Source organism: Halolamina sp., assembly GCF_036626355.1.
Lineage (GTDB): Archaea > Halobacteriota > Halobacteria > Halobacteriales > Haloferacaceae > Halolamina.
The window spans coordinates 19,220-38,021 of the sequence record NZ_JAZKRY010000018.1; the positions used below are offsets into that span (position 1 = coordinate 19,220).

Annotated in this window: 20 protein-coding genes; 13 read left to right on the forward strand and 7 right to left on the reverse strand. The window is 66.4% G+C overall.

What is annotated here, in order from left to right; translation table 11 throughout:
- Positions 1 to 28 precede the first annotated feature (28 nt).
- The 4 genes from V5A38_RS04580 to V5A38_RS04595 form a co-directional block, all read right to left on the reverse strand.
- A complete protein-coding gene (locus V5A38_RS04580) occupies positions 29 to 742 on the reverse strand; it encodes a hypothetical protein (protein WP_332324565.1) in 714 nt (237 codons plus the stop codon).
- Complete coding sequence (locus V5A38_RS04585) at positions 742 to 1,869, reverse strand: ORC1-type DNA replication protein (protein WP_332324566.1); 1,128 nt, start codon at positions 1,867 to 1,869, stop codon at positions 742 to 744. Before V5A38_RS04585 ends, V5A38_RS04580 begins: the two co-directional genes overlap by 1 nt.
- A 221-nt stretch (positions 1,870 to 2,090) precedes the next feature.
- Positions 2,091 to 3,086, reverse strand: a complete 996-nt coding sequence (locus V5A38_RS04590) for a radical SAM protein (RefSeq protein ID WP_332324567.1) — start codon at positions 3,084 to 3,086, stop codon at positions 2,091 to 2,093.
- Between the two features lie 80 nt (positions 3,087 to 3,166).
- Positions 3,167 to 3,766, reverse strand: coding sequence for a hypothetical protein (locus V5A38_RS04595; protein ID WP_332324568.1), 600 nt, complete (start codon positions 3,764 to 3,766; stop codon positions 3,167 to 3,169).
- An 83-nt stretch (positions 3,767 to 3,849) separates the two neighbouring features.
- Here V5A38_RS04595 and V5A38_RS04600 point away from each other — a divergent pair, with 83 nt between their 5' ends.
- The gene (locus V5A38_RS04600) at positions 3,850 to 4,965 is read left to right on the forward strand and encodes a DUF373 family protein (protein WP_332324569.1); all 1,116 of its coding nucleotides are present in this window, start codon (positions 3,850 to 3,852) and stop codon (positions 4,963 to 4,965) included.
- 28 nt (positions 4,966 to 4,993) lie between these two features.
- Here the strand turns inward: V5A38_RS04600 and V5A38_RS04605 are convergent, their stop codons facing one another.
- The gene (locus V5A38_RS04605) at positions 4,994 to 5,836 is read right to left on the reverse strand and encodes a polyprenyl synthetase family protein (protein WP_332324570.1); all 843 of its coding nucleotides are present in this window, start codon (positions 5,834 to 5,836) and stop codon (positions 4,994 to 4,996) included.
- A 146-nt stretch (positions 5,837 to 5,982) separates the two neighbouring features.
- On the opposite strand from V5A38_RS04605, the gene V5A38_RS04610 reads away from it, so the two are divergent.
- On the forward strand, positions 5,983 to 6,606 hold the full coding sequence (locus V5A38_RS04610) for a methyltransferase domain-containing protein (protein WP_332324571.1): 624 nt from the start codon (positions 5,983 to 5,985) through the stop codon (positions 6,604 to 6,606).
- Positions 6,607 to 6,699: 93 nt separating this feature from the next.
- Here the strand turns inward: V5A38_RS04610 and V5A38_RS04615 are convergent, their stop codons facing one another.
- Both V5A38_RS04615 and V5A38_RS04620 read right to left on the reverse strand, forming a co-directional pair.
- Positions 6,700 to 7,287, reverse strand: coding sequence for a type IV pilin (locus tag V5A38_RS04615; RefSeq protein ID WP_332324572.1), 588 nt, complete (start codon positions 7,285 to 7,287; stop codon positions 6,700 to 6,702).
- 70 nt (positions 7,288 to 7,357) lie between these two features.
- A complete protein-coding gene (locus tag V5A38_RS04620; RefSeq protein ID WP_332324573.1) occupies positions 7,358 to 8,680 on the reverse strand; it encodes a hypothetical protein in 1,323 nt (440 codons plus the stop codon).
- A gap of 109 nt (positions 8,681 to 8,789) precedes the next feature.
- On the opposite strand from V5A38_RS04620, the gene V5A38_RS04625 reads away from it, so the two are divergent.
- The 11 genes from V5A38_RS04625 to V5A38_RS04675 form a co-directional block, all read left to right on the forward strand.
- A complete protein-coding gene (locus tag V5A38_RS04625) occupies positions 8,790 to 9,893 on the forward strand; it encodes a hypothetical protein (protein WP_332324574.1) in 1,104 nt (367 codons plus the stop codon).
- Positions 9,894 to 10,185: 292 nt separating this feature from the next.
- The gene (locus tag V5A38_RS04630) at positions 10,186 to 10,983 is read left to right on the forward strand and encodes an electron transfer flavoprotein subunit beta/FixA family protein (protein WP_332324575.1); all 798 of its coding nucleotides are present in this window, start codon (positions 10,186 to 10,188) and stop codon (positions 10,981 to 10,983) included.
- The gene (locus tag V5A38_RS04635) at positions 10,980 to 11,933 is read left to right on the forward strand and encodes an electron transfer flavoprotein subunit alpha/FixB family protein (RefSeq protein WP_332324576.1); all 954 of its coding nucleotides are present in this window, start codon (positions 10,980 to 10,982) and stop codon (positions 11,931 to 11,933) included. Before V5A38_RS04630 ends, V5A38_RS04635 begins: the two co-directional genes overlap by 4 nt.
- A 137-nt stretch (positions 11,934 to 12,070) precedes the next feature.
- Positions 12,071 to 12,793, forward strand: a complete 723-nt coding sequence (locus V5A38_RS04640) for a methyltransferase domain-containing protein (RefSeq protein ID WP_332324577.1) — start codon at positions 12,071 to 12,073, stop codon at positions 12,791 to 12,793.
- Positions 12,794 to 12,898: 105 nt separating this feature from the next.
- Positions 12,899 to 13,231 carry an ATP synthase archaeal subunit H gene (gene ahaH / locus V5A38_RS04645; RefSeq protein WP_332324578.1) on the forward strand — a complete coding sequence of 111 codons (333 nt, stop codon included), beginning with the start codon at positions 12,899 to 12,901 and terminating at the stop codon, positions 13,229 to 13,231.
- A gap of 4 nt (positions 13,232 to 13,235) precedes the next feature.
- Positions 13,236 to 15,392, forward strand: a complete 2,157-nt coding sequence (locus V5A38_RS04650) for a V-type ATP synthase subunit I (protein WP_332324579.1) — start codon at positions 13,236 to 13,238, stop codon at positions 15,390 to 15,392.
- 161 nt (positions 15,393 to 15,553) lie between these two features.
- A complete protein-coding gene (locus V5A38_RS04655; protein WP_332324580.1) occupies positions 15,554 to 15,811 on the forward strand; it encodes a hypothetical protein in 258 nt (85 codons plus the stop codon).
- A 19-nt stretch (positions 15,812 to 15,830) separates the two neighbouring features.
- A complete protein-coding gene (locus V5A38_RS04660) occupies positions 15,831 to 16,409 on the forward strand; it encodes a V-type ATP synthase subunit E (protein ID WP_332324581.1) in 579 nt (192 codons plus the stop codon).
- The gene (locus tag V5A38_RS04665) at positions 16,406 to 17,458 is read left to right on the forward strand and encodes a V-type ATP synthase subunit C (RefSeq protein ID WP_332324582.1); all 1,053 of its coding nucleotides are present in this window, start codon (positions 16,406 to 16,408) and stop codon (positions 17,456 to 17,458) included. Before V5A38_RS04660 ends, V5A38_RS04665 begins: the two co-directional genes overlap by 4 nt.
- Complete coding sequence (locus V5A38_RS04670; RefSeq protein WP_332324583.1) at positions 17,455 to 17,778, forward strand: V-type ATP synthase subunit F; 324 nt, start codon at positions 17,455 to 17,457, stop codon at positions 17,776 to 17,778. Before V5A38_RS04665 ends, V5A38_RS04670 begins: the two co-directional genes overlap by 4 nt.
- 4 nt (positions 17,779 to 17,782) lie before the next feature.
- Positions 17,783 to 18,802: V-type ATP synthase subunit A (locus V5A38_RS04675; protein ID WP_332324584.1), on the forward strand; the 1,020-nt coding region annotated here is incomplete at its 3' end.

An 18,802-nucleotide genomic window follows, 5' to 3' on the forward strand; every position in this document is an offset into this window, starting at 1 on the left:
AGGCGTGGCGGCCGACCGGCGAGGTGTTCTAACCAGAACTAGCAGTGTCGACGCCGACCACCGACACCGGCCCCTCCGGTATCGACACCGTCGTCGCCGACCCCTCGACGACGGCTGTCAGCGGCGACGGCGCGGCCTCGCGGTCGGTCGGGTACCAGCGCCGACCCGGGGCGACCAGAACGAACGCGCCGTCAGCGTCGCCGAGGTAGGCGAAATCACCGCCCTCGTTCGGCTCTCCGGGGAGATCGAACACGTCATCCAGCGCACTGGCTGCCCCGCACACCTCCTCAGTGACGATACCGATCTCACCGACGTCGAGAAAGGAGGCCGGACCGAACGGCTTGTCCTCCACATCGGGTCCGACCATCTCCGGCCTGTCCGGCCGGTCGCGCCCGTCGCGGGCGAGCAGTTCAAGCACGTTCCCCGCCGGGTCAGCGGCGTAGATGGCGTCGGCACCGATGAACTCGTAGCGGAAGCGCTCCCGGTCATCGTCGGTGAGGAGGTCCGTACGCACGGCGAGCCACTCGGCGGCGTCGTCGATGGACCCGCCTGGGACGGAGAAGGCGACGTGATAGAACGGGTCCGTGCCGGTGTTGGCCTGCCGGAACTCGACGGCGGACTCCCCGACGGCGACGATGAATCCGGTCGGCGTGTCGCTCACGGGGAGGCCGAGCGCGTCGGCGTAGAACGGGCGCAGGCTCGCCGGGTCGGCGGTGGCGAGCACGAGATGACGGATGCGCATTACTCCAGGCGGTCGAGCACAGCCCCGGGATCGTAGGCCAGTTCGAGCGACCGAGAGCGCCCGCGGCCCTCCACGTTGGCGTACTCAGTCTGGACCACGTCGAGCTGTTCGAGCTTGTTGATGATCTCCGAGTAGCGCGTATACCCGAGGTCGGTCCGGTCGTGGAACGCCTCGTAGACGTCGCCGGCCTGCTCGCCACCGTGTTCGGCGAGCACCTCGACCAGCGCGCGTTCAGAATCGGAGAGCCCGCGGAGCCTCCGGGCGAGATGGACGTGTTTCGAGCGCTCGTACGCGTCCTCGATGTCCTCCTCCGAGATGGTTCGAGAGCCCCGCATCTCGGCGTTCAGCCCGGCGCGGCGCAGCAGGTCGATGCCGACCCGGAGGTCGCCGCTCTCGGCGGTGAGTTCGGCCACGCGGTCCAGTTCCTGCGTGCCGAGCACACCCTCGTGGAAGCCGCGCTTCACCCGCTCGCCGAGGATGTCGGCGATCTCGGGCGCGTCGTAGACGGGGAAGTAGACGTCCTCGGGGCGGAACACGCTCCGGACGCGGGGGTCGAGTTCCTCCATCACGTCGAGTGAGAGGTCCGAGGAGACGACGACGACGCCGATGCGCGCCCCCGAGTGCGCCTCGTGGGCGCGCAGCAGCGAGTAGAGCGTGTCGGAGGCTTCGTTCTCGTAGAACAGGTAGTTGACGTCGTCGAGCGCGACGATGAGCACCTCGTCCTCCTCGACCAGCCGGTCAGCGATCTGGCCGAACAGCTTCTTGAACGAGACGCCGGAGGAGGGCGGTTCGTACTCGAACACGTTCTCGAACAGCCGGGAGAAGACGGCGTAGCGGGTCGAGTCGACCTGGCAGTTCACCCGGACGGTGCGAACGTTGGGTGCCTCGACGCCAAGCTCGCCGAACAGCTTCTGGATGGCGGTAGTCTTCCCCGTCCCGGGCGGCCCGCGCACGACGGTGTTGAGCGGCCGGGAGCCGCGAACGGCCGGCCGGAGCGCGTATTTCAGGCTCTCGAGCTGGCTCTCGCGGTGTTTGAACGTCTCGGGGACGTAGTCCACCTCGAAGACGGACTCGTTACGGAACACCGACTCGTCCCAGGAGAGCATGCCGTCGGGGTCCCCGGTCATTATCGTGTGTGTCGGCGGTGAGCACTTAACCGTTTTCGAGCGATGGGTGGGGTGTCTGGACTGTGTGGGGTTTGTCGAGGAGACGCTACTTCGGGGTTTTCGTCTGATGAGGTGGCCAGCACCACCGTGAAAGCCCCTGCTCGCTCGGGTCGCGCCACCGTCGAGGACAGATCTAGAGGATAGTAAACACAATCACCACGCCTGCAACGCCGTCCTGGAAATCAGGCCAGCGGCGTCCGCTCGACCACGGTCCCGTCGTAGTTCGGGTACTGTTCGACGATTTCGCCGTCGGTCACGTCGCCGTCCTCGACCATCTCCTCCAGCAGCCACCACGCCACTTCGACGTGGTCGGATTTGACGGTGTAGAACTCCTCGGGGACGCCAAGCGCCTCGAAGTGTTCGGGGTCGGCGTAGCTCTTCCCGTACACGAGCGTGCCGTCGTCGGTCACGTCGTCGAACTCCCGGCGGACGTTGCGGGCCATCCGCTTGAGTCGGCGCCGGTGCTGAGCGGCGTCTTTGAACACCGAGGTGCAGAAGTACACCTTCTCGTGGTCGCCCATGACGTCGAGAATCTCGTCGCGGCCCCCTTCGACGGCGGACATGTGGCCCTCCTTGCGCTCGAACCCTTCCTCCTGCATCCGACGGTAGTTGCCGTCGGACATCTCGAACTCGTTGATGTTACAGAAGTCCGCGGCGCCCTCGTCGATGAACTCCATGAACTCCGGTTCGGGCCGGATACCCGGGATCTCGAACGCCGGCGTGATCCCCTCCTCGCGGGCGATGTAGAGAATCTCTTCCCACTCGGTGCCGTGCATGTCGCCCCAGAGCTCCAGGGGCGGGTGGAAGCGAATCTCGTCCAGGCCGGCCTCGGCCAGGCGGCGCATGTTCTCCCGGCCGCCCGGGATGCCGGTGTAGAGGTGGATGTGGTGGTCCTCGCCGAACTCCGCTTTCAGCAGTTCGATGTAGTGACAGGTACGTTCGAGCACCTCCTGGGGCTCGCCCCCGGTGATTGAGGAGCCGAGCGCGTCCATCCGCTTTGCCTCGGTGATGACGTCCTCGTCGCTCTCGACGGGCCGTTCGTTGGCGTACACCTGCTCGACGTTCTTCCGGTTCTCGCCGAGCGGGCAGTAAAAACAGTCCCGCTGGTCACAGTAGCCGTAGACGAACATCACCATCTTGCCGCCGGCGGCACACTGTTCACAGCCCTTCGAGATCATTCAGTTACAGAGAGTACCACGCCGAGCCTGAAAAACCGCACGGTGCGGCCGTGTGCCGCCGTCTCACGGCCGACGCCGCCTCACCCCTTCCACGCGCACCAGAGCATCGGCGTTGCGAACACGAGCGAGAACGCGCCGACGTACCCCACGACCAGCACGCCGCGGGTGTAGCTGAGGACGAACACCGTCACGGCACTGAGCGAGAGCGAGCGAACCCCGGAGAGCGGGGTCAGATCCGCCGCCCCTCGGCGGGTCTCCAGTCGGAGGTCGCCGTCGATGGTCGCCTCGGTGTCGAGGGTCATCGCCAGCAGGCTCGCACCGACGAGCAGCGCGGCGACGGTGACGCCGACGACAGCGGCCGCGAGAAGTCCGCGACGGCTCGGCTGCCATGCGTCCTCGTCGGGAGTGATGGTACCCGACCGCAGTGCGGGGATTATCGGCGGTCGGGCCAGCGCCAGCACGGCTGCGAGCGCCATCCCGACGAGGAGCGGTCCCCACGAGCCCTCCAGGACGAAGGCGACTGCCAGCGCGGCAGCGCCACCCGCGAACAGCAAGCCGAAGCCACACAGCGCCGCGTAGATGCCGTACTGCAGGACGGCGAGCCACCGCTCTGTCCCCGGCCCCACAGTCCAGGAGAGCGAGTCGCCGACGGGGCCGGCGGGTGACGGGACGGGGGACATGGCGCTGGCTTCGCGCCCGCCCGGGATAAATCGCCACCAGCCTCCCGAAAACAGATATGGCCCCGTGCCGTAGCCACAGCCTGATGTTGTTGGTCCTCGCTGTCGACCTCGACGACGATCTCGGTCGCAAGACCGGGCTCTCGACGCCCGTCATGGGTCGGGAGAACGTCGAGGACGCCGCAACGCGGCTCGCCACCGCCGACCCCGAGGACTCCGACGTGAACGTGCTGTTCCAGGCGATCCACACCCGCGACCAACTCGCCGCGGAAGGCGACGAAGAGGTGGCTGTCGCCGCTGTCACCGGTGTCGACGGTAGCGACGTGAAAGCCAACCGCGCGGTGGGCGAGGAGGTCGATACCGTGCTGGCGGCGCTGGCGACCGGCGAGAACGTCCGTGCGGTGGTTATCACTGACGGCGCCCAGGACGAGTCGGTGCTGCCGGTCATTCGCTCGCGGCTCCCGATCGACGGCCTGCGCCGCGTCGTCGTCCGGCAGGCCCAGGATCTCGAATCTATCTACTACACCATCAAGCAGGTGCTCGGCGACAAGGAGACCCGGGGGACCCTACTGGTGCCACTGGGTATCCTGCTGCTCATCTACCCGCTCATCATCGTCGCCGACGCGTTCGACGTTGCCGGCGTCTCCGTGCTCGGCGTTATCTCGGCGTTGCTGGGGTTCTACACCCTGTTCCGTGGGCTGGGGCTGGAGGACGCCGTCGACGAGGTCGCCGAGAAGGCCCGCCAACTGCTCTACGCCGGGCGCGTGACGCTCATCACCTACATCGTCGCCTTGACGTTGATCTTGTTGGGCGGGTGGCAGGGCTACGAGACGCTGATGGCGGCGCAGGCCGAAGCTGGCGACTCGCTCCAGCTTCTGACACAGGTGGCTGTGTTCGTCCACGCCGCCGTCGGCTGGCTGGCCGCCGCCGGCGTCACCTCGAGCCTGGGCCAGATCACCGACGAGTATCTCGACGACGAGTTCCGGTGGCGTTACCTCAACGCGCCGTTCTACGTGCTCGCCATCAGCGTCGTCCTTCACGCCGTCTCGGGTTTTTTCCTCCCCGACGGCGTCGGACTGCAGGTGATGGGCGTGACAGATCTCGCGCTGGCGCTGACGGCGGGGACGCTACTGGGTGTGTTGAGCACGCTCACCTTCGCAATCGCGGAGAACCGATTCCCGGCGACGCCCGAGCCGGCCTGAGTCTCCGTTCTGTCCACGCCGCCACCCGCTACCGCTCGCGTGTGACGACGTACTCCGCCAACTGCTCGAGATACTGCCGCGCCTCGCCGTCCTCGACAGCCGCGATTTGAAGGGCTGTGAGAGCGTGCTCGGACTCCTCGAGTGCGCGCTCGTTCGCCTCCTCCACGGAGAGGTCCGTCACCTGAATGACGGAGGGGCGGTCCATCTCCATGTCCTGTCCCGCGGGTTTCCCGAGGTCAGCGGCATCGGCGGTGGCGTCGAGCACGTCGTCGCGCATCTGGAAGGCGACGCCGACGCGCTCGGCGTACTCGCCCATCGACTCGATGGTGAACCCGTCGGCGCCGGCAGCGACGGCGCCAACCTCGGCAGCGGCACGGAACAGCGAGCCGGTTTTCCGCCGCGCGAGTTCCATGTACTCCGCCTCGTTCGTGGGACGGTCGGCCAGTTCGGTCGCCTCCCCTTCACCGAGTTCGGACATCGCCTCGGCGACGATCTGCATCGCGTGCTCGTCGGCCGAGAACAGCGCGAACGCCTCGCCGAGCAGGCCGTCGCTGGCGATGATGGCTGGCCCGTAGCCGAACTCCGCCCAGGCGCTGGGTGTCCCCCGGCGGACCTCCGAGCGGTCGATGATGTCGTCGACGACCAGCGACGCGTTGTGGACGAGTTCGACGCCGAGCGCGAACTCGACAGCATCCTCCGGGTCGCCGCCGGCGGCCTCACAGGCGAGTAGCGTCACCGCGGGTCGGACCCGCTTCCCACCCGAGAGGGTGACGTGGCTCAGTCGCTCGGCGAGTTCGGGCGGCTCGACCGACTCCACGAGCGTCTCCAGTCGCTCGTTAACCAGGTCGACCCGACGGTCGAGCGTCTCCATTAGCGGTATCTGAGGGAGGATTACCCAAGTACGTGACGGTACAGGCGGGTCAACACCGGTGAAACGGGGGAGAACTGGCCGTCCGGCGGCCGGAGCCAGCACCGGAAACCGCATCGTTATCACCCTCCCAGCACAACTTCGGGCCAATGGGAGTTCTGGAGGACAAAGGACGGGCGCGGCTGTTCTACAAGTATCTCTCGACGGTGTACGACCGGATCAACCCGCTCGTCTGGAACGAGGAGATGCGCGACGAGGCACTGGACCGCACCGGTATCGAGGCCGGCGACCGCGTGCTCGACGTGGGCTGTGGCACCGGCTTCGGCACCGAGGGGATTCTCCAACACACCGACGACGTGCACGGGCTCGACCAGAGCATCCACCAACTGGAGAAGGCGTGGGCGAAGTTCGGGAAAACCGACCAGGTGAACTTCTACCGCGGTGACGCCGAGCGGCTGCCGTTCGACGACAACCGCTTCGATCACTACTGGTCCTCCGGCTCTATCGAGTACTGGCCCAACCCCGTCGACGCTATCGAGGAGGCGCGTCGAGTCACGCGGCCCGGTGGCACCGTGCTCATGGTCGGCCCCGACGCGCCGACGACCTCGCTCTTCGGGAAGATTGCCGACGCAATTATGCTGTTCTACGATAGCGACGAGGCCGACCGGATGTTCCGGGAGGCCGGGTTCACTGATCTCACGCACGTCATTATGCAGGCCAACCCCGGCAGCCCCCGCGCGATCGTCACTGTCGCGACAGTGCCCAAGGAGTAAGCCGGCCGAGGCGTCCGGCTACGAGCCATCCGTACCACCAAACTGTTCGAACCGACCGAACCGCTCTGATACCTGTCGAGCCATCATTTTCCGCTACCCAGCTACCTGTGTCGTCAGTGATGCGATGGGTGTCTCGTCGTGAAACAGGTCGACGGTTAGCTCCGAGCCCGGTTCCAGTGCGGGCGCGTTCGTCCCAGCGATGCGGAACGACGCTCGCTCCCCAGCGGTCCAGTCCCGATCACTACTGGGGTTGAACGGGCCGGTCGGTCCGCTCTCGAACCCGGTGGCGGCGAAAAACGGCACCGGCGGCTGGTGGGTGAGCGGCTCGCCATCGACGGCAACTTGGATATGTAACGGGCCGACTGCCACAGCATCGCCACCCTCGTGGACGATGCTGATGCGGTCGCCAGCGGCGTCGATGGAGAACGTCGCCCGCGGTGCCGGGCCGTCGAGTGCGGCGGCCTGGTCGAAGACGAGCGTGCCAACCAGTGCCGCGACGCAGACGGTGAGGCCAACGAGTAACACGACCGCGAGCACGGGTGAGACGGCGCGATCGGCATCGGTGTGAGCGGTTGCAGCCCGATCGGTGACGTTCAGACCGGTGGCTTCGCTCCGGCCGACCGACCATGGGTGGCTTCGGCGGCTCTCGGAATCCGCTGGAGTAGCGGGGCTCGCGGGCATACGGCTGTTGCTTCCGGCTTCCCGTTTGAACTCTCGGATGGCGGAAGCCGTCTCGACCGGAAAACGCGCCTCAGATAGCGGGCGCCTCGGTCGAGTTCGTCTCGATGAACGTCGCCGTCGCCGTCTCCTCGCCGACGGCGGTAACGGTGTAGCTGCCACGGGGCGAGAGCGTCCAGAGAGTGCCGTCCTCGCCGGTTCGGCCGATTTCGATCCCTTCGGCGGAGCCCTGACTCAGTGTGACGACGAGGTTGACCGGGTTACCCGTCTCAGCCTCGACAACGTGGATACGGATTGGGCCGCCGGGGTAGGTGCGATTGACGGTGATGCGGAGTCCGTTCAGGACGTTCCTCGCGGCGGGGCCGCTCCGAAACGTTGCGACCGGGATCCGCTGGTACTCCTTGAACACCCGCTCGGTCCCGCTGTCTACCAACGCGGTGAGACTCCTGTTCTCGCTGCTGACTGTGACGATGCTCGTCATCCCTGACACGCTCGCCGACATACTTCCGCTGGACGCGATGGCGGGATATCCGCGCTTAGTGATGTTTATCGCTGTCGTTGGCGCGATCCTCGCGCTTGCGTCACCCGAACGGACCGCACCCCGGAACGCCTCGCGCACGTACACCCCGTTGTCAATAGTCGTGAGCTCGTACCCCTCCGGGCCAGTAGTGACGAAAAAGCGCGTCGCCGGCTCAGTGCCCTGGATAGCGTCGACCGCTCGTTCCCGGACCGGGCCGCCGAACGCTCGGAGCTCGAACGTTATCTGGTCGGCTCGTGAGAGGCTGAACCCCTCGATATCCTTGGCGCGGTTGTCGAGCATCGTCACGCGGTCCTCGAGGGCGTCAGCGCGGGCGGCGATCGTCGCCAGTTCGATGACGAACTCCCGCGGCGTGATCTCTCCGCTGTTGAACGCCTCGATAGCGGCCTGTTGGCGCCCTCTGAGCGTGATGACCTCCTGTTCGACGGTGGAGAACGACTCGATGATACGTCGGCTCTGCTCGTCCTCGTCGTCCAGTGCAGTAACGTAGCGCTCGACGGCGGCTGTCTCCATCCGGACGGCGCTGATGTTCCCCGCCAACCGCGTGGACGGCCCGAGGCTCAGCGTCGCGCGGTCGATCTCGGTTCGCTGGATTGCGGCGTCGGGAACGGCAAGTATCCGCGTCCGGTTGCTCACGTTGGCGGCGACGGTGTCCGTTGCACCCTGCTGGGGTGTAATAGCTGCGTGCTTGGGTTCGTTGACGTTCGGGTCGTCGGCCATCGGCGTCGCCACGGCGGCGTCCGTCCCGTTCCAGGCCGTCGTGTCGTCGGCGAATCCGGCCGCCCCGCCACCTGACGTGACAGGAACGACTAGCGCCGAGGAGAGGGCAAGAACGATGAGCAGCGGGAGGGACCTCATCGGAGCCAGGTTCCACAGCCATCTACTTAAAACGGGTCGGAGCGCGACGCGTTGCAGTGCAATCCCGGCTATGGAAAGCGTTTTCCCCGGACGCGATTACCCTCCCGGCATGCGGAGTGCAGTCGCCTTCATCGCCCTCCTCCTGCTTACAAGCGCTGCGACCGCCGGCGCCGCAGCTCAGGAGGCGCCTGAAATCGCCGGGCCGTCAGCCACAACGTTCGATGTCTATCTCGAGACTGACGGCGATGGGCGGTGGGTCGTGGGGATGACGTACCCACTCGACACCGAGGAAGAGCGGGACGCGTTCCGGAGCTACGCCGAGGCGTTCGAAGGTGGGACGGCCGACGCGGCACCGAGCGTCGACTTCTTCCGTGCCGCCGCGGCGAGCGCGTCGAAGGTCGCTGACCGGGAGATGCGCGTCAACAGCGTGTCGCGGGACTCCACACTCGGTACGGAGAGCGGGACGCTCGAACTCTCCTTTACCTGGACGGCGTTCCTCGGACAGGAGGGGAGCAGGTACGTGCTGCGTGACGCACTCAGAACCCCGGACGGGACGTGGCTCCACTCCCTCAACTCGGGCCAGCAGCTCCGGATTCACACGCCGTCAGAGTACGATATCGTCCGGAGTATCGAGGCCCGACAGGAGAACGAGTCGCTCGTCATCACCGGCCCGGAGACGTTCGATGCCGAGGAGTTCGTCGTCGCCTACGAGCCCAGTGAAACACGAACGCAGAGCGATACGACGACATCGCCGACGCCATCCACTGACTGGGGCGTCGTCGCGACGGGACTGATCGGCCTGCTACTCGCGGTCATCATCCTGTTCGCGCTCTGGCGCTGGCGCAGTTCCGAGCCCATCCTTGCCGACGAGACGAGTGAGTCGGAAGAGGCGGGCGCGGCGCCGGCAACAGAACCAGCCGAGGGCCCGTCGGTGGAGCCGGAGCGTGCTGAAGCCGGAGCGGAGGCGCCCGAGGACGAGGCGGCCGCCGGTGTCGATCCCGAACTCCTTTCGGACGAGGAGCGAGTCGAGTATCTGCTCGAACAGAACGGCGGGCGGATGCGTCAGGCAGACATCGTCGCCGAAACCGATTGGTCCGACGCGAAGGTTTCCCAACTGCTCTCCCGGATGGCCGACGAGGGGAGCATCGAGAAACTCCGATTGGGCAGAGAGAACGTCATCTCGCTGCCTGACGGTGCGGACGACGAGGAGTAAGGAGGAGTAACGAGGGAGGGAAACGTCGCGCCGGTGGCGCGACGGCAAACTCCCTCGAGAGGCGAGCGGGGAGGGACGACCCGCGAGCGTGCGGTGGCAGTCGGTGGGAAACGTCGCGCCGGTGGCGCGACGGCAAACTCCCTCGAGAGGCGAGCGGGGAGGGACGACCCGCGAGCGTGCGGTCGCGGTCGATCGACAACGCGGTCCCCGCTGGCCGCTGTTTTTTTCGAGAACCACACCGCGGATGGGGATAGCGAAAGGATTTACCCCCATCCACCGGAAGTTTCCACCGATGAAGATTCTCGTCACCGTAAAAGAGGTGGCAGCCGTCGAAGACGAGTTCGAGATCGATGGACTCGGAATCGACGAACGCTATCTCGAGTACGATCTCAACGAGTGGGACGACTACGCCATCGAGGCGGCGGTCCGCATCGCCGAGAACGCGGACGAGGAGGTCGAGGTCGTCACCGCGACCATCGGCCCCGAGCGCAGCGAGGAGACCATCCGGATGGCCCTGGCGAAAGGCGCCGACCGGGCGCTGCGCGTCTGGGACGATGCCATCGCCGAACAGACGTTGCTCGACGTGGACGCGAAAGTCTCGGTGTTCGAACAGCTGGTCGCCGAGGAGGAGCCCGACATCGTGCTGTCCGGGGTTCAAGCCGCTGACGACTCCTTCGGCGCGACCGGCGTCGCGCTCGCGGACCGCGTCGACTACCAGTGGGCGGCGGTCGTCAACAGCCTCGACTACGAGGCTGGCGACGAGGTGGCCAACGTCCGGCGCGAACTGGAGGGCGGTATCGAGGAGCTCACCGAAGTCGACCTTCCGGCGGTGTTCACCATCCAGACCGGGATCAACGAGCCCCGGTACGCCAGCCTCCGCGGGATTCGCCAGGCCCAGCAGAAGGAGATCGCCCCGCGTGACCTCGCCGATCTCGGCCTCGACGCCGAGGCCATCGACGGCGCGCTGGAGCTGACCGACATGTACGAGCCAGAGAGCGAGTCCGACGCGACCCTCTTCGAGGGCGACCCCGGGGAGACCGCCACCGAGTTGGCTGACGTGCTGCGAGAGAAGGGGGTGGTCGGCGAATGAGCTCCGTGCTGTTCGTCGCCGAACACCGCCGCGGTGACCTGCGTGACGTGAGCTACGAGGGTATTACGGCTGGCCGCCAGCTCGCCGACGCGCTCGGCGGGGAGCTCCATATCGCCGTCATCTCCGGCGACGTGGACGGCTTCGCTGAGTCGCTGAACACCCCCGAGGTCGACGTGCTCCACACCGTCGAGGTCGGCGAGGAGTTCGACCACGACGTCTACGCGGGCGCGACCGAGGCGCTCCACGCGGAGCTTGACCCGGCCGCGCTGATTCTGCCGAACTCGGTCAATGGGTTGGACTACGCGCCCGCGGTGGCCGACAGCCTCGGTCTCCCGTACGTCAGCGACACGACCGCGCTGGCGTACGATGACGGACTCACTGCAACCCGTGAGATGTACGGTTCGAAGGTCGAGACGACCGTCGACGTCGACGCCGACCAGTTCGTCGTCAGCATCCGTAGCGGCGAGTGGGAGGCCGCGAGCGGCGCCGGCGACGCCGAACTCAGCGAGTTCGCGTTCGACGCCGAGGTCGTCGACGACGGCGCCCGCGTCCAGGGGTTCGAAGAGGTCGGCGAGGGCGACGTGGATATCGCCGACGCGGAGTTCCTCGTCTCCGTCGGCCGGGGAATCGAGGAGGAAGATAACATCGATCTCATCCGCGATCTGGTGGAGGCAACGGGGGCGACGCTCTCCTCCTCGCGCCCCATCGTCGACAACGGCTGGTTGCCGAAGAACCGGCAGGTCGGCCAGTCGGGCAAGCAGGTGACGCCGAACGTGTATCTGGCAATCGGTATCTCCGGTGCCGTCCAGCACGTGGCCGGGATGAAAGGCGCGGAAACCATCATCGTCATCAACACCGACCCGAACGCGCCCATCTTCGACATCGCCGACTACGGCATCGTCGACGACCTGTTCGACGTGGTGCCGGCGCTGACCGAGCAGTTCGAATAGACCCTTTTGCGCTGCTGGGCGGCTGCGCCGCCCCTCGGCAAAAGCTTCAGCAAAAGCGCTCTCAGCCCGGATCCGCGTCGGGTTCGACCGCCACGCGCTGCCGAGAGCTTTTTTGCGCTGTTCACACAGGGTGAGTCATGGATAGCGGAGACAGCGACCCCGTCGCCCGCGACGCGTTCGACCGGCTCGCCAGCGGCTACGACGAGCGCGGGGAGTCCAAACCCGCGAACGCGCACCACGAGCGACCGGCGACGCTCTCGCTTCTCCCCGACGTCTCGGGTGAGATAGTGCTCGACGCGGGTTGTGGCGCGGGGCACCTCGCTGCTGAACTCGTCGAGGGCGGCGCGAGCGTCGTCGGCGTCGACGTCAGCCCAGCGATGCTCTCGGCTGCATCCGAGCGCGTGCCAGCGGGGGCGTTCGTCCAGGCGGCCCTCGGGAGCGGGCTCCCGCTCAGCGCCGATAGCGTCGACGGCATCGCAAGTTCGCTCGCGTTCCACTACGTTCGCGACTGGGGACCACTGTTCGATGAGCTCCGGCGAGTCGTCGTGCCGGGGGGATGGGTCGTCTTCTCTGTCCAGCATCCCCACGCGGATTTCGTCGAGTACGACGACGTGGAGAACTACCACGATACCGAGCGCGTCTCCGCGACGTGGGAGGGGTTCGGCGAGCCAGTCGAGGTTCCCGCATACCGACGACCGCTTGCAGCGATGGTGAACCCGCCGCTCGAGGCGGGGTTCTCCCTGACAGAACTCGTCGAGGCGGAGCCGACACTGAAATACCGGGAGCTCGCCCCGAAGCGCTACGAGTACGAATCGACAAACCCGACGTTCCTCTGTCTACGGTTCGACGCCCCGGCGTGACTCGGTGGTCCGCAGTTCAGCGTCTTGGCCTGATCACTGCTTCGAGCGCCGCTCGCTTTCGCAAGCACCTTATACGCCCCCGAAAAATCACGAACCGATCAGCTAATGCCCAGACCGGAAGTTCTTGATCAGATCAAGGAGGCGGAAGAAGACGCCGACGAGATCGTCGAGGAAGCTCGCCGGGAGAAAGAAGAGACCATCGTGGAGGCCCGCGAGCGAGCCGACGAGATCCGGAGTGCGGCCGAGGAGGAGGCCGAGGAGTTCGCGGACGAACGCCTCTCCCAAGCTCGTGAGGAGATCGAGCGCGAGCGCGAGCAGATCCTCCGTGAGGGGGAGCGCGAGCGCGAGCAGCTGGCCGAGGAGGCCGAAGAGAACGTGGATGAGGCGGTCGAATACGCGATCGAACGGTTCGAGGAGGCGGTACATGCTCAGACCTGAACAGATGAGCAAAATCTCGGTGACCGGCTCCAAGCGGGTGATGGAGTCGGCCATCGAGACGGTCCACGAGCAGCACCTGCTTCACGTCTCGGAGTACGACGGCTCGTGGGAGGGGTTCGAGCCGGGCGATCCGGACGCGGAAGCCGAATCCGCCTCGGAGAAGCTCGTACGACTGCGATCCATCGAGAGCATCCTCGGCATCGAGCAGAGCGACGTCGAGGGCTCCCGGGTCATCACCGGCGACGCCATCGAGGAGGAGCTCCCCGAAGTCCAGGCGGAGGCCAACCGCCTCGACGACCGTCGGGACGAGGTCCGCGACGAGCTCCGAACGGTCGAGGAGCAGATCGACAGCATCGAGCCGTTCGTCGAACTCGGCATCGAACTCCACCTGCTTGCCGGCTACGAGAGCCTCCAGGTCGCCGTCGGCGACGGCGACGAGGCGGAGATCGAACGCACACTGCTCGACGCCGACGGCGTCAACCGGTACGATATCGAGTCCGCAAACGGCGGCCCGCTCGCGGTGTTCGTCTACCCGAGCGAGAACGCCGGGGACGACGTGCTCGACGAAGCCCTCGTCGGCACCGGCTTCAACGCCTACGAGGTGCCCGACGCTGAGGGCGCCCCCGAGTCCTACTTGCGGGAACTCGAGAGCAACCGACAGCAGCTCCGGTCCGAACTCGAGGAGGTCGAGGCCGACATCGAGGAGCTGAAAGAGCGCCACGCGGAGTTCCTGCTCGCGGCCGAGGAGAGCCTCTCCATCGCCGTGCAGAAAGCCGAGGCGCCGCTCTCCTTCGCGACGACGAAGAACGCGTTCATTGCGGAGGGGTGGATTCCCACGGAGGAGTACACCCAGTTCAAAGCCGCGCTGAAGAACGAACTGGGCGACAGCATCGACGTCGAGGAGGTCGAACGGGCCTCCTTCACGTCGGACGGCGACACGCATCACGAGGCAGTTGCCGACGGCGGCCGAACGGCGCCGCCGTCCGCATCGACAGACGGCGGCACCGTCTCGGCGGAGAACCCGCCGGTGGTTCAGAACAACGCCGACGTGGTGCGGCCGTACGAACTGCTGGTGCAGGCGGTCTCGCGACCGTCGTACAAGGAGTTCGATCCGACCGTGCTGGTGTTCCTGACGTTCCCGACGATGTTCGGGTTCATGATCGGGGACCTCGGCTACGGGATTCTCTACACCCTCATTGGGGGGTACCTCTACACTAACTTCGACAGTGTCGGCCTGAAAAGCATGGGCGGCGTGACCATCACCGCCGGGCTGTCGACGATGCTGTTCGGCGTGCTCTACGGCGAGATATTCGGGCTTCACGTGCTCGGTGACGTGCTGTTCGGCGGCAGTCCGCCGATGCACAAGGGGCTCCAGCCCCACTACAGCTACTGGGCGACCGCGTGGGTGCTCATCAGCGCCATCGCCGCGCTGGTTCACCTCAACATCGGCTATCTCGTCGGCTTCGTCGAGGAACTCGAGTTCCACGGCTTCAGGGAGGCGCTGGTGGAGAAGGGCTCCTGGATCCTCGGCATGAACGGCCTCTGGATCTTCATCTTCAGCAAGGTCGGTGCCGACACGAAACCCGACTTCCTCTACACCGCGTTCGCCTCCGGTGAGAAGGCGGCGTTCTCGCTCGGCTTCGCGGGCTTCTCCGAGCCGGTCGGCTACTTCGGGCTCGGGCTGTTCGTCCTCGGGGCGGCGCTGCTCGGACTGGGCGCGCCCGCCGAGCTCATCGAGGTGTTCGACATGCTCGTGAACGTGCTCTCCTACGCACGGCTGAGCGCCGTGCTGCTGGCGAAGGCTGGGATGGCGTTCGTCGTCAACCTGCTGTTCTTCGGCGTCTACGTCACCGGCCAGGGTGCGGACGCCGAGTGGCACTTCGCGACGGACGCGATGCCCGAAGTCGGGGCGATGTATCACGGCCACGAGGTGACCGACATCATGTTCGGCGGCCTCATCCACGGCGGCGTGGCGACGGTGCTCGTCGGGCTACTCGTGCTCGTGTTCGGCCACCTGCTCGTGCTCGCGCTGGGTGTGACCAGCGCCGGCTTGCAGTCAGTGCGTCTCGAGTACTACGAGTTCTTCTCGAAGTTCTACGACGGCGGTGGCTCGCCGTACAACCCGTTCGGCTACGAGCGGCGACACAGCCGGAACGAGTAGCGAAACCGCCCGGTTTTCTGCCAGTTCTTTCGACTGCCTGAACTATCCGTGTGAGGCACTCTCACCGTCCCTACTGCTGGTTTGTTTGGGAAGGTTTAAGCCAGTCCTCGGGCCAACTACGGGTGTTCGGAGACGACTACGGTCATCCGACCCGATAACCAATGCTCGACATCGCACCCCTACTTACCGAAGTCGCACTGCAGACATCGAACAGTGGTCCCGCAATCACGGCCTCCGCGGCCGCGGCGCTCGCAGTCGGCCTCGCTGCCTTCGGCGCGGGCTACGCCGAGCGTGGTATCGGCGCCGCGGCGGTCGGCGCCGTCGCCGAGGACCAGGACCTGTTCGTGCAGGCACTGATTCTGACGGTCCTGCCGGAGACTCTCGTTATCTTCGCGCTCGTGACCGTGTTCCTGGTCTAAGCACCCTTTCTTTCCGCTTATGAGCCTGGAAACTGTCGTTGAGGACGTTCGAGACGAAGCCCGCGCGCGTGCCGAGGAGCTACGCGGAGAGGGCGAGCGCCGGGCAGAGGAGATTATCTCCGAGGCCGAAGCCGACGCCGAGGAGATCAAAGAGACGCGCGAGCAGGCGGTCGAAGAGCAGATCGCCGAGGAGCGCGAGCAGGCGCTCTCGAGCGCGAAGCTCTCGGCCAAGCAGGAGCGCCTGGAGGCTCGCCGCGACGTGCTGGAGCAGGTCCACGAGCGCTTCGAGACGGCTGTCGCCACTATCGAGGGTGAGCGCCGCGAGGGGCTCACCCGGTCCCTGCTCGAAAACGCCGCCGAGGAGTTCGGCAACGAGGACGTGGAGGTGTACGGTCGCGAGGAGGACGAGGAGCTGCTGACCGACCTGCTTTCGGAGTACGAGGGCTGGTCGTTCGCCGGCACCGAGGACTGTCTCGGCGGCGTCATCGTCGAGAGCGAACAGTCCCGCGTCCGGGTGAACAACACCTTCGACTCGGTGCTTGCTGCGGTCTGGGACGAGGAGCTCAAACGAATCAGCGAACGCCTCTTCGAAGAATGAGCGCTACCGGCAGTTCGAACCCGGAGTACGTCACCGCTCGCGTGAGCGCCCGGCGTGCGGCGCTGTTCGACGAGGAGGAGTACCGGAAGCTGGTGCGGATGGGCCCCTCCGAGACCGCGCGGTTCATGGAGGAGTCGAACTACGAGACCGAGATCAACCGTCTTGGCTCGCGCTTCTCCGGTGTCGATCTGATCGAGTACGCGCTGAACGCCAACCTCGCGTCGACGTTCGACGATCTGCTCTCCTGGGCCGACGGCCGGCTCTACGAGCAGATCGCCCGCTACCTGCGGAAGTTCGACGCGTGGAACGTCAAGACGGTTATCCGTGGCAAGTACGCCGGCGCAGAGACGGAGGCGATCGGCGACGACCTCATCCGCGCCGGGGAGTTCAGCGACGAACTGCTCGACCGGCTTGTCGCCGCCGACTCCACCGAGGCGGTCGTGGAGCTGCTCGAGGGAACGCAGTTCGGTGACGCCCTCGAGGACGCCTACGACGACTTCGAGGAGTCGGGCGTGCTCGTGCCCCTCGAGAACGCCGTGGACCGCGCCTACTACGAGAACCTTTTCGAGGGAATCGGCGAATCGGGTGGCGGCCCGGAATCGGTGTACGCCGAGTTCCTGCAGGCAGAAATCGACTTCCGGAACGCGCGCAACGCGCTCCGGCTCGCCCGCAGCGGTGCGGAGGTCGACCCCGCGGAGTACTACATCGAGGGCGGCGCGCTGTTCGACGCCGACGAACTGGCGGCGCTCTCCCGGAACACCGACGAGCTGGTCGCCCGGGTCCGGGAGAGCCGGTACGGTGACGACCTCTCGGCGTCGCTCGACGAACTCGAGGAGGCGGAGAGCCTCATGGGCTTCGAGCGCGCACTGGAGGCCGCCCTGCTGGACTACTCCCGGAGCGCGGGTCACATCTTCCCGCAGTCGGTCGTTCCCGTCATCGCGTTCGTGCTGGCCAAGGAGCGCGAAGTCGAGAACATCCGCGCCATCGCGCGCGGCCGAGAGGCGGGGCTTTCCCCCGAGGAGATCCAGGAGGAACTGGTGGTACTATGAGTCAGGAAATCGCCGTGGTCGGCAGTCCGGAGTTCACGACCGGGTTCCGTCTCGCCGGTGTTCGGAAGTTCGAGAACATCCCCGAGGCGGAGAAGGGCGAGCGCCTCGACGAGGCCGTCGAGGCGACGCTCTCCGATGACGACGTCGGCATCGTCGTGATGCACGACGACGACATGGACCACCTCTCGCGGGGGACCCGCGAGGCGGTGGAGACGAGCATCGAGCCGACGCTCGTCACGCTGGGCGGCGGCGCCGGCAGCGGCGGACTGCGCGACCAGATCAAACGAGCCATCGGAATCGACCTGATGGAGGAGGATTAACATAATGAGTCAGGCAACAGACGTCGCCGCGGAGGATCGCGGCCAAATCGAGAGCGTGAGCGGTCCCGTCGTGACCGCCGTCGACCTCGAGGCCCGGATGAACGACGTCGTCTACGTGGGCGACGAAGGGCTGATGGGCGAGGTAATCGAGATCGAGGGCAACATCACGACGGTTCAGGTGTACGAGGAGACCTCCGGGGTCGGCCCCGGCGAACCCGTCGTCAACACGGGCGAGCCGCTGACGGTCGACCTCGGTCCGGGGATGCTGGACTCCATCTACGACGGCGTCCAGCGTCCGCTGGACGTCCTGGAGGAGAAGATGGGTAGCGCCTTCCTCGACCGTGGGGTCGACGCCCCCGGTATCGACATGGAGCAGACATGGGAGTTCGAGGCCACCATCGAGGCCGGCGACGAGGTCGAGTCCGGCGACATCGTCGGGACCGTCCCGGAGACCCAGACCATCGAGCACAAGGTGATGGTCCCGCCCGACTCCGAGGGCGGCGAAGTTGCCGAGGCCGAATCCGGCGAGTTTACCGTGCAGGAGCCGGTCGTGACCCTCGAGAACGGCGAGAAGATCCAGATGCACCAGGAGTGGCCGGTTCGTGAGGCACGACCGGTCCACGAGAAACAGACGCCGACCGAGCCGCTGATCTCCGGGCAGCGCATCCTCGACGGCCTGTTCCCGCTCGCGAAGGGCGGGACGGCGGCGATTCCGGGCCCATTCGGCTCCGGGAAAACCGTCACCCAGCAGAGCCTCGCGAAGTTCGCCGACGCCGACATCGTCGTCTACATCGGCTGCGGCGAGCGGGGCAACGAGATGACCGAAGTGATCGAGGACTTCCCGGAGCTGCCCGACCCCCAGACCGGGAACCCGCTGATGGAGCGGACGACGCTCATCGCGAACACCTCGAACATGCCCGTGGCCGCACGGGAGTCCTGTGTGTACACGGGGATCACCATCGGCGAGTTCTACCGCGACATGGGCTACGACGTCGCGCTGATGGCCGACTCCACCTCGCGGTGG

Excerpts from the sequence above, each read along its gene's own strand:
- V5A38_RS04580 (WP_332324565.1), bottom strand. The coding sequence starts at position 742 with ATGCGCATCCGTCATCTCGTGCTCGCCACCGCCGACCCGGCGAGCCTG.
- V5A38_RS04585 (WP_332324566.1), bottom strand. The coding sequence starts at position 1,869 with ATGACCGGGGACCCCGACGGCATGCTCTCCTGGGACGAGTCGGTGTTC.
- V5A38_RS04590 (WP_332324567.1), bottom strand. The coding sequence starts at position 3,086 with ATGATCTCGAAGGGCTGTGAACAGTGTGCCGCCGGCGGCAAGATGGTG.
- V5A38_RS04595 (WP_332324568.1), bottom strand. The coding sequence starts at position 3,766 with ATGTCCCCCGTCCCGTCACCCGCCGGCCCCGTCGGCGACTCGCTCTCC.
- V5A38_RS04600 (WP_332324569.1), top strand. The coding sequence starts at position 3,850 with ATGTTGTTGGTCCTCGCTGTCGACCTCGACGACGATCTCGGTCGCAAG.
- V5A38_RS04605 (WP_332324570.1), bottom strand. The coding sequence starts at position 5,836 with ATGGAGACGCTCGACCGTCGGGTCGACCTGGTTAACGAGCGACTGGAG.
- V5A38_RS04610 (WP_332324571.1), top strand. The coding sequence starts at position 5,983 with ATGGGAGTTCTGGAGGACAAAGGACGGGCGCGGCTGTTCTACAAGTAT.
- V5A38_RS04615 (WP_332324572.1), bottom strand. The coding sequence starts at position 7,287 with ATGCCCGCGAGCCCCGCTACTCCAGCGGATTCCGAGAGCCGCCGAAGC.
- V5A38_RS04620 (WP_332324573.1), bottom strand. The coding sequence starts at position 8,680 with ATGAGGTCCCTCCCGCTGCTCATCGTTCTTGCCCTCTCCTCGGCGCTA.
- V5A38_RS04625 (WP_332324574.1), top strand. The coding sequence starts at position 8,790 with ATGCGGAGTGCAGTCGCCTTCATCGCCCTCCTCCTGCTTACAAGCGCT.
- V5A38_RS04630 (WP_332324575.1), top strand. The coding sequence starts at position 10,186 with ATGAAGATTCTCGTCACCGTAAAAGAGGTGGCAGCCGTCGAAGACGAG.
- V5A38_RS04635 (WP_332324576.1), top strand. The coding sequence starts at position 10,980 with ATGAGCTCCGTGCTGTTCGTCGCCGAACACCGCCGCGGTGACCTGCGT.
- V5A38_RS04640 (WP_332324577.1), top strand. The coding sequence starts at position 12,071 with ATGGATAGCGGAGACAGCGACCCCGTCGCCCGCGACGCGTTCGACCGG.
- ahaH (WP_332324578.1), top strand. The coding sequence starts at position 12,899 with ATGCCCAGACCGGAAGTTCTTGATCAGATCAAGGAGGCGGAAGAAGAC.
- V5A38_RS04650 (WP_332324579.1), top strand. The coding sequence starts at position 13,236 with ATGAGCAAAATCTCGGTGACCGGCTCCAAGCGGGTGATGGAGTCGGCC.
- V5A38_RS04655 (WP_332324580.1), top strand. The coding sequence starts at position 15,554 with ATGCTCGACATCGCACCCCTACTTACCGAAGTCGCACTGCAGACATCG.
- V5A38_RS04660 (WP_332324581.1), top strand. The coding sequence starts at position 15,831 with ATGAGCCTGGAAACTGTCGTTGAGGACGTTCGAGACGAAGCCCGCGCG.
- V5A38_RS04665 (WP_332324582.1), top strand. The coding sequence starts at position 16,406 with ATGAGCGCTACCGGCAGTTCGAACCCGGAGTACGTCACCGCTCGCGTG.
- V5A38_RS04670 (WP_332324583.1), top strand. The coding sequence starts at position 17,455 with ATGAGTCAGGAAATCGCCGTGGTCGGCAGTCCGGAGTTCACGACCGGG.